At 66.9% G+C, this 16,061-nt stretch carries 15 protein-coding genes; 5 read left to right on the forward strand and 10 right to left on the reverse strand.

All coding sequences use genetic code 11. The features are described from left to right. Positions 1-5: 5 nt before the first annotated feature. Both hemL and KY49_RS03290 read right to left on the reverse strand, forming a co-directional pair. Complete coding sequence (gene hemL / locus KY49_RS03285; RefSeq protein WP_042583356.1) at positions 6-1,292, reverse strand: glutamate-1-semialdehyde 2,1-aminomutase; 1,287 nt, start codon at positions 1,290-1,292, stop codon at positions 6-8. A 437-nt stretch (positions 1,293-1,729) separates the two neighbouring features. Further along, on the reverse strand, positions 1,730-2,182 hold the full coding sequence (locus KY49_RS03290) for a hypothetical protein (protein ID WP_042583357.1): 453 nt from the start codon (positions 2,180-2,182) through the stop codon (positions 1,730-1,732). Positions 2,183-2,397: 215 nt separating this feature from the next. On the opposite strand from KY49_RS03290, the gene KY49_RS03295 reads away from it, so the two are divergent. Continuing rightward, positions 2,398-3,615 carry a Bcr/CflA family multidrug efflux MFS transporter gene (locus tag KY49_RS03295; RefSeq protein WP_010091652.1) on the forward strand — a complete coding sequence of 406 codons (1,218 nt, stop codon included), beginning with the start codon at positions 2,398-2,400 and terminating at the stop codon, positions 3,613-3,615. Positions 3,616-3,699: 84 nt separating this feature from the next. Here KY49_RS03295 and KY49_RS03300 read toward each other — a convergent pair whose 3' ends face one another. The 3 genes from KY49_RS03300 to zwf form a co-directional block, all read right to left on the reverse strand. Then, positions 3,700-5,628: a bifunctional transcriptional regulator/glucokinase gene (locus KY49_RS03300; RefSeq protein ID WP_042583358.1), complete on the reverse strand. Its 1,929-nt coding sequence runs from the start codon at positions 5,626-5,628 to the stop codon at positions 3,700-3,702. Next, the gene (gene pgl, locus KY49_RS03305; RefSeq protein WP_042583359.1) at positions 5,606-6,286 is read right to left on the reverse strand and encodes a 6-phosphogluconolactonase; all 681 of its coding nucleotides are present in this window, start codon (positions 6,284-6,286) and stop codon (positions 5,606-5,608) included. Before pgl ends, KY49_RS03300 begins: the two co-directional genes overlap by 23 nt. A gap of 87 nt (positions 6,287-6,373) precedes the next feature. Then, positions 6,374-7,843 carry a glucose-6-phosphate dehydrogenase gene (gene zwf, locus KY49_RS03310; protein WP_042583360.1) on the reverse strand — a complete coding sequence of 490 codons (1,470 nt, stop codon included), beginning with the start codon at positions 7,841-7,843 and terminating at the stop codon, positions 6,374-6,376. Between the two features lie 426 nt (positions 7,844-8,269). On the opposite strand from zwf, the gene KY49_RS03315 reads away from it, so the two are divergent. The 4 genes from KY49_RS03315 (at position 8,270) to KY49_RS03330 (ending at position 12,687) form a co-directional block, all read left to right on the forward strand. Next, positions 8,270-9,517 carry an ABC transporter substrate-binding protein gene (locus tag KY49_RS03315; RefSeq protein WP_042583361.1) on the forward strand — a complete coding sequence of 416 codons (1,248 nt, stop codon included), beginning with the start codon at positions 8,270-8,272 and terminating at the stop codon, positions 9,515-9,517. Between the two features lie 147 nt (positions 9,518-9,664). After that, positions 9,665-10,600, forward strand: coding sequence for a carbohydrate ABC transporter permease (locus KY49_RS03320; RefSeq protein WP_042583362.1), 936 nt, complete (start codon positions 9,665-9,667; stop codon positions 10,598-10,600). Further along, complete coding sequence (locus tag KY49_RS03325; protein ID WP_042583363.1) at positions 10,590-11,462, forward strand: carbohydrate ABC transporter permease; 873 nt, start codon at positions 10,590-10,592, stop codon at positions 11,460-11,462. The genes KY49_RS03320 and KY49_RS03325 overlap by 11 nt, the downstream gene beginning before the upstream one ends. Before the next feature lie 106 nt (positions 11,463-11,568). Continuing rightward, complete coding sequence (locus KY49_RS03330) at positions 11,569-12,687, forward strand: ABC transporter ATP-binding protein (protein ID WP_042583364.1); 1,119 nt, start codon at positions 11,569-11,571, stop codon at positions 12,685-12,687. A 146-nt stretch (positions 12,688-12,833) separates the two neighbouring features. Here the strand turns inward: KY49_RS03330 and KY49_RS03335 are convergent, their stop codons facing one another. The 5 genes from KY49_RS03335 to KY49_RS03350 all read right to left on the reverse strand — a co-directional run bounded on the left by KY49_RS03335 (position 12,834) and on the right by KY49_RS03350 (position 16,019). Continuing rightward, positions 12,834-13,034, reverse strand: a complete 201-nt coding sequence (locus tag KY49_RS03335) for a hypothetical protein (protein ID WP_042583365.1) — start codon at positions 13,032-13,034, stop codon at positions 12,834-12,836. A 14-nt stretch (positions 13,035-13,048) separates the two neighbouring features. Next, a complete protein-coding gene (locus tag KY49_RS36825; RefSeq protein ID WP_156162418.1) occupies positions 13,049-13,528 on the reverse strand; it encodes a hypothetical protein in 480 nt (159 codons plus the stop codon). 367 nt (positions 13,529-13,895) lie between these two features. Next, complete coding sequence (locus KY49_RS36830; RefSeq protein WP_156162419.1) at positions 13,896-14,465, reverse strand: PAAR domain-containing protein; 570 nt, start codon at positions 14,463-14,465, stop codon at positions 13,896-13,898. A 167-nt stretch (positions 14,466-14,632) separates the two neighbouring features. Then, positions 14,633-15,256, reverse strand: coding sequence for a trimeric intracellular cation channel family protein (locus tag KY49_RS03345; RefSeq protein WP_042584535.1), 624 nt, complete (start codon positions 15,254-15,256; stop codon positions 14,633-14,635). Beyond that, complete coding sequence (locus KY49_RS03350) at positions 15,243-16,019, reverse strand: Smr/MutS family protein (protein ID WP_042583367.1); 777 nt, start codon at positions 16,017-16,019, stop codon at positions 15,243-15,245. Before KY49_RS03350 ends, KY49_RS03345 begins: the two co-directional genes overlap by 14 nt. Between the last annotated feature and the right edge of the window lie 42 nt (positions 16,020-16,061).

A 16,061-nucleotide genomic window follows, 5' to 3' on the forward strand; every position in this document is an offset into this window, starting at 1 on the left:
CCGGCTTACGCGGCCGCCAGCGCGGCGAACGCGCGGCGCGCGGCGCCGAGCGTCGCGTCGATCACCGCGTCGTCGTGCGTGCTCGATACGAACCCGGCTTCATACGCGGACGGCGCGAAATAGACGCCCTCGTCGAGCATCAGGTGGAAGAAGCGGTTGAAGCGCTCGATGTTGCTCTGCGTGACTTCGGCGAAGCTCGCCGGCACGCGCTCGGCGAAGTAGAGGCCGAACATCGCGCCGATCGAGTCGGCCGCGAACGGCACGCCGGCCGCGCGCGCCTCGGCGGCGAGGCCGTCGGCGAGGCGCTTGGTCTGCGCGGTGAGCGCGTCGTAGAAGCCGGGCGCCTGGATCAGCTGCAGCGTCTTCAGGCCCGCGGCGACCGCGATCGGGTTGCCCGACAGCGTGCCGGCCTGGTAGACGCCGCCGAGCGGCGCGAGGTGGGCCATGATGTCGCGGCGGCCGCCGAACGCGGCGGCCGGCATCCCGCCGCCGATCACCTTGCCGAGGCAGGTCAGGTCGGCCGTGATCCCGTAGTACGCCTGCGCGCCGCCGAGCGCGACGCGGAAGCCGCACATCACTTCGTCGAAGATCAGCACCGCGCCGTGCTTCGTGCACAGCGCGCGCAGCGCGTTCAGGAATTCCGGCGTGCCGCGCACGAGGTTCATGTTGCCGGCGACCGGCTCGACGATCACCGCGGCGATCTCGTCGCCGAACGCGGCGAACGCTTCCTCGAGCTTGGCGACGTTGTTGTATTCGAGCACGGTCGTGTGCTTCGCGATGTCGGCGGGCACGCCGGCCGACGTCGGGTTGCCGAACGTCAGGAGGCCCGAGCCGGCCTTCACGAGCAGGCTGTCCGCGTGGCCGTGGTAGCAGCCCTCGAACTTGACGATGCGGCTGCGACCCGTGAAGCCGCGCGCGAGGCGCAGCGCGCTCATCGTCGCCTCGGTGCCGCTCGACACCATCCGCACCTGCTCGATCGACGGCACGAGCTTGCAGATTTCCTCGGCGATCTCGATCTCGGCCTCGGTCGGCGCGCCGAACGAGAAGCCGTCGCCGAGCACCTTCTGCACGGCCGCGAGCACTTCGGGATGGACGTGGCCGACGATCATCGGGCCCCACGAGCCGATGTAGTCGATGTACTGCTTGCCGTCGGCATCCCAGAAGTACGGGCCTTGCGCGCGCGACACGAAGCGCGGCGTGCCGCCGACCGAGCGGAACGCGCGGACCGGCGAGTTGACGCCGCCGGGAATGGTTTGCTGCGCGCGTTCGAAGAGGATCTGATTGTTGGACATGAGCGAAACCTGCGAGAGAACGGCGCGGGCGGGCCGGTGCACGGGCCGCGGCGCCTGGGCGGAACGATCGTCCGATTGTACCGGAGACGCGCGCGGTGAGCCGGCGGGCGGCGTGCGGCCATTCGGCGCGTGGGGGATTGGGGCAACGGCCAAGGCCTGTTCACGCTAATAACGGGCTTGCGAACGTGCCTTGCCGGCCGTAGTGCAAGGAGGAAGGAGCGCCGTTTGGCCGAGCCAAACAAGCGACGCCCGACGCCGCAATACGGCCGGCAAGGCACGTTCCCGTGATTAAAAAATTCATTCCAGGGGCTGGCCGCCAGAAGGGCCGATCGCCGCGTCATGCTCCTTGCGAATACGCCCGGTATTCGCTTCGTCCCATTCCTCGCGCTCGGCCCTTCTGGCGGCCAGCGCAAGCCCGCTATTAGCGTGAACAGGCCTTAGCGCGCCGGCTTGCGCTTGCCGGTCAGCTCGGCCCAGCGCTTCTCGAGCGGGCCCTCGACCATCGGCTTGATCGACGTGCCGGAAGTCTGTGCGTCCCACGTCTGCACCGAGTACGGGTGCACGCGCAGCGCATCGCGCGGGATCGCGACTTCCTGGTGCGCGTCGACGAGCCAGTCGTAGACGAAGTCGATGCACAGGCGGTAGCCGCGCTTCGTCGACGGATCGGCCACCTCATACGGCGCGCGCGTCACGTAGCCGGAGCCGAACACGCCCTTGGGCTCCTTCGCGACCCGGTGCAGGAACACGCGGTCGCCCGGCAGGATGCCGCGCGCGAAGCCGCAGCCCCACACGTCGTGCACGGCCTCGCCGGCCTTCACGCGCGCGGCGACGTCGGGCAGCTCGGGCCAAGGCCATTTCTTGGGGCTCCAGATCAGCAGGAAAGCGGTCATCGGTTCGGTCGGGACGGGGATTGGTCAGACAAGGGAAGCAAGCTTAATCCAATCGGCGCGCGGCGGCGCACCGCGCGCGCGGGTTGGCGCCGAATCAGGTGGCCTGAAAAAGTTGCGCGTACAATCATGGGCTTGGCGGCGCCGCACCCGGCTGCCGCGCTTCCATCTTCACCGCCGCGCGCGCCCGATGCGCGCCGGCTCCTTTGCGGATTTCCATGCCTCACGTCGTCCGGCGCCGGCCCGATGCCCGGCTGATCCTGTTGCTCGGCGCGCTCGCCGCCTGCGGGCCGATCGCCACCGACATGTACCTGCCGAGCCTGCCGTCGATCGCGCAAGGCTTCTCCGTCAGCCCCGGCGCCGCGCAGCGCACGCTGACGAGCTTCATGGCCGGCTTCTCGATCGGCATGCTGCTGTACGGCCCGCTGTCCGACACCTGGGGCCGGCGCCCGGTGCTGCTAGGCGGCATCGCGCTGTTCACGCTCGCGAGCATCGGCTGCTTCGTGGCCGGCTCGATCGACATGCTGATCGTCGTGCGCTTCCTGCAGGCGCTCGGCGCCGGCGCGGCGTCGGTGCTCGCGCGGGCGATCGCGCGCGACGCGCACGAACCGACCGACGCGGCGAAGGTGCTGTCGATGGTGGCGATCGTCACCGCGGTCGGGCCGCTGCTCGCCCCCTTGCTCGGCGGACAGATCCTGCGCTTCGCCGGCTGGCGCGGCGTGTTCGTCGTGCTCGCGGCGTTCGGCGCGCTGTGCGCGGTGACCGCGTACCTGCGCGTGCCCGAGACCTGGCCGAAGGAGCGGCGCAAGAGCGCGGCGGTGCTCGCGTCGTTCGCGTCTTACGGACGCATCCTGTCCGATCCGGTCGCGTGGGGGCACATGCTGTGCGGCGGGATGGCGTTCGCGTCGATGTTCTCGTACATCACCGCGACGCCGTTCGTCTATATCGAGTACTTCCACGTGTCGCCGCAGCATTACGGGCTGCTGTTCGGCCTGAACGTGGTCGGCATCATGATCGGCAACTTCTCGAATACGCGGCTCGTCGGCCGGGTCGGCTCGCTGCGGCTCATCGCGGCGGCGTCGCTCGTGAGCTGCACCGCGTCGCTCGCGGTTGCGCTCGTCGCGCTGACGGGGTGGGGCGGGCTGTGGTCGATCGTGGTGTGCCTGTTCTTCGTCGTCGGTGTGGTCGGGATTCTGTCCGCGAACTGCACGACCGACCTGATGCACCGCTATCCGCACAACGCGGGCGCGTCGGCGGCCGTGTTCGGCGCGATGCAGCTCGCGCTCGGCGCGCTTGCGAGCGTTGCGATCGGCGCGCTCGCGGACGGCACGCCGTTCGCGATGGGCGTGACGATCGGCGTGACCGGCGTGCTGTGCTTCGTCGGGCGGACCCTGTTGCTGCGCTGGCATGGGCGGCCGGCGAGGGCGGGCGCCTGATTCACGGCCCCGGATAAAAAAACGCCACCGCGCGCGATGCGCCGGTGGCGTTTTTTCATGGAGCGGGCGATGCCGCCGCGCGCGTCAGTCCCGCGCGGCGTCCCGCGCCGCCGGCGACGCGCCGTGGCTCAGCCATTCGAGCACGTCGGCGGTTTCGTCGTCGTTCGCGCGCGCCTTCGCCTGCGCGACGGCCTCGGTCAGCTCCGCGTTCGGCGCCGCGCGGCGGATCGCGACGCCGACCGCGAGGATGTCGATCATCAGCAGATGCAGGATTCGCGAGATCATCGACAGCTGCGATTCGCGCATCTCGATGTGATCGGTCTCGAGCGCGACGGTCGCGCGCTTCGCGAGCGGCGTGTTGCTCGACGTGATCGCGATCACCTTCGCGCCGGCCTGCATCGCGACTTCGAGCACGCGCAGCAGCTCCGGCGCGCGGCCCGACTTCGACACCGCGACGATCACGTCGCCCTTGCCGAGCAGCGCGGCCGACGCGGCCTGCATGTACAGGTCGCCGTACGCGATGGTCGGAATCCCGAAGCGGAAGAACTTGTAGTGCGCGTCCTGCGCGACGATGTTCGAATTGCCGAGCCCGTAGAACTCGATGCGCCGTGCGCCGTTCAGGATCTCGATCGCGTTCTCGACGTGCTCGAAGTTCAGGTGCTCGCGCAGCTGCAGGATCGACGACACGGTGTTGTCGAGCACCTTCGCGCCGAAGTCGGTCGCGGTGTCGCCGAGATGCACCTGGCTGTGGCTCATCGGGATCGTGCCGGTGAGGCCCGTCGCGAGCTTCAGCTTGAAGTCGGACAGCCCCTGGCAGCCGAGCGAGCGGCAGAAGCGGATCACCGTCGGCTGGCTCACGTCGGCCTTGCGCGCGATGTCGACGATCGGGTCGTTGATGATCGAGCGCGGATGGTTCAGCGCGAGATCGGCGACGCGGCGCTCGGCCGGCGTGAGCGCGTCGCGCATCTGGCGGATCCGCTCGAACACGGCCGACGACGCGCCGCCCGAACGATTCGACAGCTGTTCCGCGAGGATCGCCGACACGCCGAGGAACGCCGGATATTCGGCGGTGATCAGGTAGGTCGGGATGTTCGCGAGATACGCTTCGAAGCGGCCCTTCGCCTCGAAGCGCGCGCGGAACGGCGAGCGCGTGAACAGCTCGCCGAGCTTCAGCGCGACCCCGCCGCCGATGTAGACGCCGCCGAGCGAGCCGAGCGTCACCGCGATGTTGCCGGCGAACGTGCCGAGGATCGAGCAGAAGCACTCGACCGTCTCGAGCGCGAGCGCGTCGCCCGCATGCGCGCGCTCGACGATCTCGGCGGTGTCGACGCTCGCCGCGACGCGCTTCTTGTCGCGCGCGGCGAGCGCGCGATAGACGATCTCGATGCCGGGCCCCGCGCACACGCGTTCGAACGATACGTGCGGAAACTTCTTGCGCGCGTACTGCAGCACGAGATCCTCGCGCTCGTCCTGCGGCGCGAACGACGCGTGGCCGCCCTCGCTGCCGAGCGCGATCCAGCGGTCGTCGGCCGGAATCAGCCCGGACACGCCGAGCCCGGTGCCGGGGCCGAGCAGCCCGATCACGCCGTTCTGGCGGCGCGTGCCGCCGCCGATCTGCACGCGCTGCGCATCGGTCAGGCCCGGCAGCGCCATCGCGAGCGCGGTGAAGTCGTTGACGACCAGCAGCGTGTCGAAGCCGAGCGCGCGGCGCGTCGCCTCGATCGAGAAGGTCCAGTCGTGGTTGGTCATCGTGACCTGGTCGCCGTCGACCGGGTTCGCGATCGCGATCGCCGCGTGGTTCACGCGGGCGATCTTCACGTCCTTCAGGTATTTGCGGATCGCGTCGGTGAGCGTCGGATACTCGGCGCCCGGGTAGACGCGAATCTGCGTGATCTCGCCCGGGCCGGTTTCCAGCGCGAAGCGCGCGTTGGTGCCGCCGACGTCCGCGAGCAGGCGCGGGCCGTCGGCATGCTGGCCCGCGGCGGCGACTTTACTTTGCGCACCAGTAGACATCGAGCTGGGTCCCCTTGTCGTTGGCCAGTTGCGAAATGGCGTTCTTCTGCGGCGACGAGGCGGCGGCCTCGAGCACCTCGCGTTTGCGGTTGCCCGCGATCAGCAGGAACAGCCGGTCGATGCGCTTGAGCGCATCGAGCGAAAAGCTCACGCGCGCATGCGGCGCGGCGCCCGGATGCACGGCGACGAACCGCTCGGCGGTCGTGATCGCATGGTCCCATTCGGGCGCGTCGGCGAAGATCGACGCGGTGTGGCCGTCCTCGCCCATGCCGAGCACCGCGACGTCGGGCAGGCGGTGCGCGGGGTTCGCGTTCAGCGCGGCGACGTGCGCGTCGAGCGCGGCGCCGGTGTCGACGAGCGGCAGGAACGTGGCGGGCGCGGCCGCATGCTGCAGCAGCGTGTCGCGCACGAGGCGCGCGTTGCTCGCGGCATCGTCTTCCGGCACCCAGCGGTCGTCGACCAGCGTGACGTCGACGCTGGCCCAGTCGAGCGCCGCGTGCGACAGCGTCTGCAGGAACGGGCGGGGGCTGGTGCCGCCGGACACCGCGAGCGTCGCGCGCGCGGGGCGGGCGAGCGCCGCGCGCAGCGCGTCGCCGACCGCCTGCGCGAGCGCGTCGCCTTGCGCTTCCTGGGTGTCGAAAGCGTGAATCTCGATCACATCTCCTCCGGACTGCTGTTGTCTGTTGAATCGTATGGTGTTTGGGTACGGCGGCGGGCGTCGCGTGCACAGCGCCCGCCCATTGCATCAGTTCTCTTCTTCGAGCCAGCAGGTGCCGTGCTGCGCGAGCATCGCGCTCGCCGCGGCCGGGCCCCACGTGCCGGCCGCATACGGCTTCGGCGGCTTCAGCGAGCGCGCCCATTCGTTCAGGATCGGCTCGACCCAGCGCCATGCGGCTTCCTGCTCGTCGCGGCGCACGAACAGCGCGAGGCGGCCGTTGATCACGTCGAGCAGGAGGCGCTGGTACGCCTCCATCTGGCCTTCCTTGAAGAACTGGTCGAACGCGAGGTCGAGGTGCACGCTCGCGAGGTTCATCCCTTCGCCGGGCTGCTTCGCGAGGCAGTACAGGCGAATCGTCTCGTTCGGCTGCAGGCGGATCACGAGGCGGTTCGCGCCGGGGCGCAGCGCGGTCGGCCCGAGTGCCGAGTGCGGCACCGGACGGAAGTTGACGACGATCTCCGCGACGCGGTCGGCGAGCCGCTTGCCGGTGCGCAGGAAGAACGGCACGCCGGCCCAGCGCCAGTTCTCGATCTCGGCCTTCAGCGCGACGAAGGTCTCGGTCTGGCTGTCGGGCTTCACGCCCGGCTCGGTCGCATAGGCCGGCACCTGCGCGCCCTTGATCACGCCCGCGTGATACTGGCCGCGCACCGCGACCTTGCCGATGTCGCGCGGATCGACGGGCTTCAGCGCACGCAGCACGCGCAGCTTCTCGTCGCGCACCGAATCGGAATCCATCGAGTGCGGCGGCTCCATCGCGACGATCGACAGCAGTTGCAGCAGGTGGTTCTGCACCATGTCGCGCAGCGCGCCGGTATTGTCGTAGAAATCGCCGCGCGCCTCGACGCCGAGCTCCTCGGCGATCGTGATCTGGATGCTCTCGACCCATTCGCGGCGCCACAGCGGCTCGAACAGCGCGTTGCCGAAGCGCAGCGCGAGCAGGTTCTGCACCGGCTCCTTGCCGAGGTAATGGTCGATCCGGTAGATCTGGTCTTCCGCGAAGATCTCGCCGACCGCGTCGTTGATCGCGTTCGACGAGCGCAGGTCGTAGCCGAGCGGCTTCTCGAGCACGATGCGCGCGCCCTGGTTCAGGCCGACCGACGCGAGCGCCTTGCAGATCGGCTCGAACAGCGACGGGCCCGTCGCGAGATAGAACACCCGGGTGCCGGGCAACGGGTCGACCGTGTCGCGCAGCAGTGCGTAATCTTCCGCGCGGCCGAGGTCGAGCTTCACGTACACGATGCGCTCGACGAAGCTTTTCCAGGCGGCCTCGTCGAACGCGCCGCGCGATGCCTTCGCCGCGTGCGGCTTCACATGTTCCTCGACCCACTCGAGATACTCGGCGAGATCAGCCGAGTGACGCGCGACCGCGACGATCCGGCCGCTCTGCGCCAGCATGTTCGCGCGGTGCGCCTCGAACAGCGCCGGGAGGATCTTGCGCATCGACAAATCGCCGGTGCCGCCGAAAAGTACGAAGGTAAAGCTGGAATCGGTATGCATGTGTCTCCGCCCGGGTTGGGGTGCTCTGAAGCGATCCGTAGTGCGATAAAAATATTTTTGACACTGAATTGTAGTTTAACTACAATCCGCCGCAAGGGGTAGCACCCGGACGAAGAAAAAATGAAGCGCGGTCGATGCAACAGCGCGTGCTTCGTCGCCGGGAGCACCATGTGCCGAATGTTATCGGACATTGATGACGCGCATCGTGCGCACGTCGTCGGCCCCGGGCTCGCGCCGCGTCGCGGCGGGCCAGAAACACAAGAGGAGACACGCCGTTGAATCTCAAGTCACGCTTTCTGTAAGAGCCCGGCCGGTCATCGGCCCCGTACGCGCGCAGCGTCTCGCGGCTCGATTTCCCCGTCGTCACCAAGAAGCCGGTTCCTGAAGGGAACCTCACGAGTTGATTCAGTCTGGAGGAGATAAGTAATGAAAGTTCGCGCGATCATGGGCGCGCTGTGCGCGGCAGGCCTGATGGCCGGCACCGCGGCGGCGCAGGCGGCCGAGAATGTGACGGTGCTGCACTGGTGGACCTCGGGCGGCGAATCGAAGGCCGTCGGCGTGCTGAAGGACGACCTGCAGAAGCAGGGCTACGTCTGGAAGGACTTCGCGGTCGCGGGCGGCGCGGGCGCCGCGGCGATGACCGCGCTGAAGACCAAGGTGATCAGCGGCGACGCGCCGTCGGCCGCGCAGATCAAGGGTCCGCTGATCCAGGACTGGGCCGAGCAGGGCGTGCTCGTCAACATCGACCAGGCAACCGGCGACTGGAAGCAGAACCTGCCGCCGGAAATCGACAAGATCATGAAGTACAAGGGCCACACCGTCGGCGCGCCGTTCTCGGTGCACCGCGTGAACTGGCTCTATATCAACAAGGCCGCGCTCGACAAGGTCGGCGCGAAGGCGCCGGCCACATGGCCCGAATTCTTCGCGGTCGCCGACAAGCTGAAGGCCGCGGGCATCCAGCCGATCGCGATGGGCGGCCAGCCGTGGCAGGACCTGACGCTGTGGGAAGACGTCGTGCTGTCGCAGGGCCCGGCGTTCTACAAGAAGGCGCTGGTCGATCTCGACCAGGCGACGCTGACGTCGCCGCAGATGCTCGACGTGTTCAACACCGTGCGCAAGATCCAGGGCTACTTCGACAGCGGCCGCAACGGCCGCGACTGGAACCTCGCGACCGCGATGGTCATCAACGGCAAGGCCGGCATGCAGTTCATGGGCGACTGGGCGAAGGGCGAGTTCGAGACCGCGGGCAAGAAGGCGGGCAAGGACTACATCTGCGCGCCGGTGCCGGGCACCGCGAACGCGTTTACGTTCAACGTCGATTCGTTCGTGTTCTTCCAGCAGAAGGGCCAGAGCGCCGCGACGCCGGGCCAGCTCGCGCTCGCGAAGACGATCATGACGCCGGACTTCCAGGAGCAGTTCAGCCTGCTGAAGGGCTCGGTGCCGGTGCGCCTCGGCGTGAAGATGGACAAGTTCGACGACTGCGCGAAGAAGTCGTATGCGGACGAGCAGACCGCGATCAAGTCGGGCGGCTTCGTGCCGTCGCTCGCGCACGGCATGGCGCAGGGCGACGCGACCGCCGGCGCGATCACCGACGTCGTGACGAAGTTCATGAACTCGCAGCAGGATTCGAAGAGCGCGGTCGCCGCGCTCGCGAAAGCCGCGAAGGTGAAGTAACGCACGCGACGAACGCCCGGCCTGCCTCGTTTCATCCGCCGGGCGTTCTTGCATGCGCAGCAAACGGGCCCGTCCGCCGGGCCCGCGCCGCACCCGACGCCGGCCGGATCGAGGCCGGCGTCACTCTCGTTCCAGGAGTCGAATCAAGTGGCTGCCCCTCTTAGCGGAAACGGATCCGGCGCTGCCGTCACGCGCACGTCGCCGATGTCGGCCTTCGCCGATCGCTGGATTCCGAAGCTGGTGCTCGCGCCCAGCGTGGCGATCGCCGTGGTGTTCATCTACGGCTTCATCCTGATTACCGGCTATCTGTCGCTGACCCGTTCGCGGCTGTTGCCGAACTACGAGTTCGACGGCTTCGGCCGCTACACGGACCTGTTCCAGAACGACGTGTGGTGGACCTCCGCCGCGAACCTCGGCTGGTTCGGCATTCCGTTCATCGCGATCTGCGTCGCGCTCGGTCTGTTCCTCGCGATCCTGCTCGACCAGAAGATCCGCAACGAAGGCGCGCTGCGCGCGATCTTCCTGTACCCGATGGCGCTGTCGTTCATCGTGACCGGCACCGCGTGGCAGTGGATCCTGAACCCGGGCCTCGGCCTCGAGAAGGTGATGCACGACTGGGGCTGGACGAGCTTCTCGTTCGGCTGGCTCGACGATCCGGACAAGGCGATCTTCTGCGTCGTGATCGCGGCCGTGTGGCAATCGACGGGCTTCGTGATGGCGCTGTTCCTCGCGGGCCTGCGCGGCGTCGACAGCGAGATCTTCAAGGCCGCGCAGGTCGACGGCGCGACGCTGCCGACCATCTATCGCAAGATCGTGATCCCGAGCATGCGCCCGGTGTTCTTCTCGGTGCTGCTGATCCTCTGCCACATCACGATCAAGACTTTCGACCTCGTCGTCGCGCTGACGGCGGGCGGGCCCGGCACGTCGTCGTCGCTGCCGGCGATGTTCATGTACACGTTTTCGTTCAACCGCGGCCAGCTCGGCCTCGGCGCCGCATCGTCGGTGATGATGCTCGCGACGGTGGTGGCGGTGCTCGTGCCGCTGATGTATATGGAATCGAGGAGCACCCGCAATGCAGCCTAAGATGCAAATCAGCCGGGCCGCGACAGGCCGGGCAGTGATCTACGCGGCGCTGATCCTGTTCGCGCTGTACTTCCTGTTCCCGATCTACGTGATGCTGTCGACGTCGTTCAAGGACCTCGACCAGCTGCGCACCGGCAACCTGCTGACGCCGCCGACGCACTGGACCCTCGAGCCGTGGGTGAAGGCGTGGAGCGGGGCCTGTACCGGCGTGCGCTGCGATGGCATGAAGCCGTTCTTCCTGAATTCGCTGCAGATGGTGATCCCGGCCGTGCTGATCTCGTCGCTGATCGGCGCGTTCAACGGCTACGTGCTCACGCACTGGCGCTTTCGCGGCGCGGACGCGCTGTTCACGATGATGCTGGTCGGCTGCTTCATCCCGTTCCAGGTGATCCTGCTGCCGATGGCGCGCCTGCAGGGGATGCTGGGCCTCGCGAATACGATTCCCGGCCTCGTGTTCGTGCACGTCGTGTACGGCATCGCGTTCACGACGATGTTCTTCCGCAACTTCTACGTGAGCGTGCCGGCCGAGCTCGTGAAGGCGGCGCGCATCGACGGCGCGGGCTTCTTCACGATCTTCACGAAGATCCTGCTGCCGGTGTCGCTGCCGATCTTCATGGTATGCCTGATCTGGCAGTTCACGCAGATCTGGAACGACTTCCTGTTCGGGATCGTGTTCTCCGGCGTCGACTCGATGCCGATCACGGTCGCGCTGAACAACCTCGTCAACACGTCGACGGGCGTGAAGGAATACAACGTCGACATGGCGGGCGCGATCATCGCCGCGCTGCCGACGCTGCTCGTCTACGTGATCGCCGGCCGCTACTTCGTGCGCGGCCTGACGGCGGGCGCGGTGAAGGGCTGAGCGCGGTTTCACACGAGACGACGAACCGGCCGCGCGACGCGCGGCGCATCGAAACGAACCCGACGCGGCGCGCGAGGCGCGCTGCTTGAGACAGAGGATTCACAGCATGGCAAGCCTTTCCATCCGTGACGTGTACAAGACCTACCCGAACGGGGTGCCGGTCCTGAAGGGTGTCGACATCGACATCGAGGACGGACAGTTCCTGATTCTCGTCGGCGGCTCGGGCTGCGGGAAGTCGACGCTGCTCAACATGATCGCCGGGCTCGAGACGGTCACGAGCGGCGAGATCCGGATCGACGGCAAGGTCGTCAACGACCTGTCGCCGAAGGACCGCGACATCGCGATGGTGTTCCAGTCGTATGCGCTTTATCCGTCGATGACGGTGCGCGAGAACATCTCGTTCGGCCTGAACATCCGCAAGGTGCCGAAGAGCGAGCAGCAGCAGATCGTCGATCGCGTGTCGCAGATGCTGCAGATCCAGCACCTGCTGGACCGCAAGCCGGGCCAGCTGTCGGGCGGCCAGCGCCAGCGCGTCGCAATGGGCCGCGCGCTTGCGCGCGACCCGGCGCTGTTCCTGTTCGACGAGCCGCTGTCGAACCTCGACGCGAAGCTGCGCATCGAGATGCGCGCGGAGATCAAGCTGCTGCACCAGCGCCTCGGCACGACGATCGTCTACGTCACGCACGACCAGATCGAGGCGATGACGCTCGGCGACCGCATCGCGGTGATGAAGGACGGCGTCGTCCAGCAGTTCGGCGCGCCGCAGGACATCTACGATTCGCCGTCGAACCTGTTCGTCGCGGGCTTCATCGGCGCGCCGCCGATGAACTTCATCAACGGCCGGCTGGTGGAGCAGGGCAGCGGCGTCGCGCTGGAGATCGACACGGGCGTCGCGCGCGGCGCGCTGAACCTGCCGTTCGACGCGGGCAAGCTGAAGGCGCACGTCGGCCGCGAGGTGATTCTCGGCCTGCGCCCGGAGCGCATCACCGACGTGCGCCACGCGCACAACGGCGACGCGTCGCACCTGCAGCCGCTCGACGTGCGCGTCGACGTGACCGAGCCGACCGGCCCGGATACGCACGTGTTCGCGCAGGTGAACGGCAAGCGCATCGTGAGCCGCGTGCACCCGGCCGCGAACCCGCAACCGGAGCAGACGCTGTCGCTGCTGTTCGACGTGTCGAAGGCGGTGCTGTTCGATCCGGCGTCGGAGGAGCGGATCGCGTGACGCGAATGAGCCGGGGCATCGACGACGTGTCTTGTTACGCCTTCGAATGGGAGGCGCGTCGATTGCCCGGTTTCAAGAGACACCCCCGAGTTCGACGCAGTTGTCAGGCCATTTTGCCCAGGTTCATATGGCCTGACGCGTTGAGCTCAAGGACTTGGCAGAGACAAAAAATACGATCCGATCGCGTGCAGTACCGGCATGAACAGGAGGCACGCGAACACGATCGGAAAATAAAACCTCGAGCGGCGCACCTTGGAAAACAAGCCGGCCACTGCGACGAGCAGGCAAAGAATCGCGAGTGTGCCAAACAGATCACTATCCGCGAGTACCGAAAATAAGGTACGCATGTTTGCTCCGCGGCTTACCGATTGAATGCTGCGAAATTCCAGCGATACAGCTGGAACTGTTTCAGAAAGTCCTTGACTTCCGCGCCCGTTGTCTCATTTCTGTAGTTCCAGCCATCCTCGCTTTGGGTGTAGCGGCCGTTTTCGACGCGCATGCCTGCGTAGCTGGCGCTTTGCGGGTCAGCACGATTCCGGCCGAATATCCGCACGATCGTTGTGAATGGGCGAACGATTACGCCGCTCGAATTGCCCTGCATGATCGAAATGGAAGATGGCGACGCGCTCATGACCAACTGGACGTGGTGCCCGGTACCTGCACGATCATTGGCCTGTACAAGTATGTCCCCGGGCAGGAGTGAGTCCGGAGTCTGAAGTCGTACGGTATTCGAGTCTGTTCGTCGCATGTCCGGTGCGCCGAAGGTCAACGAGACCATATCGGCGAAACCGTACATTGTCGAATCGTATCGTTGGTGCTCGGGTTCACCGTGGATCTCCATGTTCCGATAGCTTCGTACGCCCGTTGTCAGATTGACTGGCAGCCCGCGCGGCGATGCGAACTGGATGAGCAGCCGTAGCGCAAAATCCTCGCATGTGAACTGATTCGCGCGAATGTTCCCGTTGCGATCCCAGTACGTTTCCGTCTGAATCAGTCTTGCCAGTTGCGGGATTTCGCCTTGGTATTCGGCGATGTCGGCGTCAGTCCATTTGCGGACCGTTTTCCAGAATGTCTTGACGTTTTCCAGAATGTCTTGAATCTGACCGTGACAGGCTTCGGTGACGTGTCGCTCGTCGGCGTGGTTCTTCGCGCCTCGATCAGCTTGTATCGGTTGCCGTCAGGAGAAGTGTGAGTGCGTTCCGGCATGGCTACTCGGCGAGATAGATCTTGATGATTTCGACGTGCGGCATGGAGGCGAGTATGTGCGTTTGTCCATATGCGTCCGTTCTGCCGTATTCGAATGCTCCCGTATCACGTTGCAATGCGTAAGCGGCATTGCGTAGAGCGTTACCTGCAGCATCTCGAAGGACGAAGCGATCGTCATAGGCGGGCAGTGCAGTTGTCGCGCCGGCCTGCGTTGCAGCGGCCACGGTTCGCATTCCGGTGCCGCGCCCCGAGTTATCTATTTTCCATTTGCGCCCGTACTGGGAGATGACGCGAGGGGGGCGTTCACAACGGCATCGGACCCAATCCCCACTCAGGGCTTGAAGCCTTCCTCCGGAAGTGAAGTCGCGCATTCGCCCTTTGTCTGGAGAGCCGGGAGCCGCCTCGATCGTTCCGACGCTTTCGCAGGTGTTGCACCACGCCTGTTGTCCGAGGAACGCGATTCTCCGGCGTTTGCCGTCGTCACCCGTGATCGTTCCGCATTTACCTCCCTTGAGTACGTGGCCTCCGCTGTCCAACGGATCGTCTTCAACTACCGCATAAAGGATGTTCATGCCGCATTCCGTTCGCTTGCCGTCGTCGGGCGGAACGTAGCATGGCGCCATCGAGTCGCGAAAGGGATATGTAAAAGATTGTGTCTGATGGATCGCTTCAGTTTTGGATCGAGAGGCTGCATACGACAAGGGGCCGTTCAGCGGCGGCCCCTTGTGTACCAATGCGCTCAGTGCGGCAGCCGCACGTCGAACTTGAACGTGACGAGCCGCGCGACGAGGATGAAGCCGGTCGCCGTCAGCACGCTGTAGACCGAATCGACGTCCAGCCACATGAGCAGCAGGTAGAACCAGCAGCCGACGAACGCGCAGGTCGCGTACGGCCGCGAGTCGCGCAGGATCAGCGGGATGTCGTTGCACAGCACGTCGCGGATGATGCCGCCGACGACGCCCGTGATCACGCCCATCATCACCGCGATGAAGCGCGGCATCTCGGCGTCGAGCGCGATCGACGTGCCGGACACGCTGAAGATGCCGAGGCCGACCGCATCGGCGACGAGCAGCGTCCGTTCGGCCGACAGCCGCGACAGCATCCGCAGCACGAACGGCGCGCACAGCGACAGCGCGAAGATCACCAGCACGTAGTCGTCGTGCACGACCCAGTAGAACGGCCGGCGTTCGAGCAGGATGTCGCGCAGCGTGCCGCCGCCGAACGCCGTCGCGAGCGCGACGACGAACGTGCCGACCGAATCGAGCCGGTTCTTGCGCGCTTCGATGAAACCGGAGATCGCGAACGCGAGCGTCGCAATGGCCTCGAGTACCGTGATTGCGAGCGTCAGCCTAGGATGCGGCACGCGGCCCCCGCTCACCGGGCGCGGCCAGCGGCTGCAGCAGCACGAGCACCGCGCCCGCGCCGCCGTCGTGGCCGCGCGCCTCGCAGAATGCGATCACTTCCTCCTTCTGCACGAGCCACGCGCGCACCTTGCCCTTCAGCACCGGCTCCTTGCCGACCGAGCCGAGGCCCTTGCCGTGGATCACGCGCAGGCAGCGCAGCCCCTTCTTGCCGGACTCGCGGATGAACTCGGCGAGCGCGTCGCGCGCTTCGTCGCGGCGCATCCCGTGCAGGTCGATCTGCGCCTGGACGATCCACGCGCCGCTCCTCAGCTTGCGCACGACGTCGCGGCTCACGCCGGGGCGGTGGTAATAGAGCGACTCGTCGCTGTCGAGCAGCGTCTCGGGATCGAACTCGTCGGACAGCGTCGCGTTCAGCACCGCCTCCTCGTCGCGCTGCGTCTGCTTCGGCACGGGCGCGGGCGGCTCGCGGCCGGACGCGGCGCGCGGCGGCGCGTTGAGCGGCCGGATCGCGCCGATCTCGTTGCGGAACAGGTTCGCGTCGGCTTCGGCCTGGCGCGCGGCTTTCGCGGTTTCGACGCGATCGCGCTCGCGGCGCTCGGCTTCGCCCTTGAGCGCGGTGCGCAGCGCACCGAGGCCGGCGAGGCCCTGGCCGCGCAGCGCGGCGGGCTCGGGCGCCGGCGGCGCGACCGGGGCGGGTTGCTGGGGACGGGCGGCGGCCTGCCGCTTCGCGGGGTCGCTCGGATGGGGCTGGTTCTTCGCCATGATTCACACACGCAAGGCAAACGCGCGCGGGCGCGCGGGCAT

The sequence above is a fragment of the Burkholderia sp. MSHR3999 genome, from assembly GCF_000833595.1.
Lineage (GTDB): Bacteria > Pseudomonadota > Gammaproteobacteria > Burkholderiales > Burkholderiaceae > Burkholderia > Burkholderia ubonensis.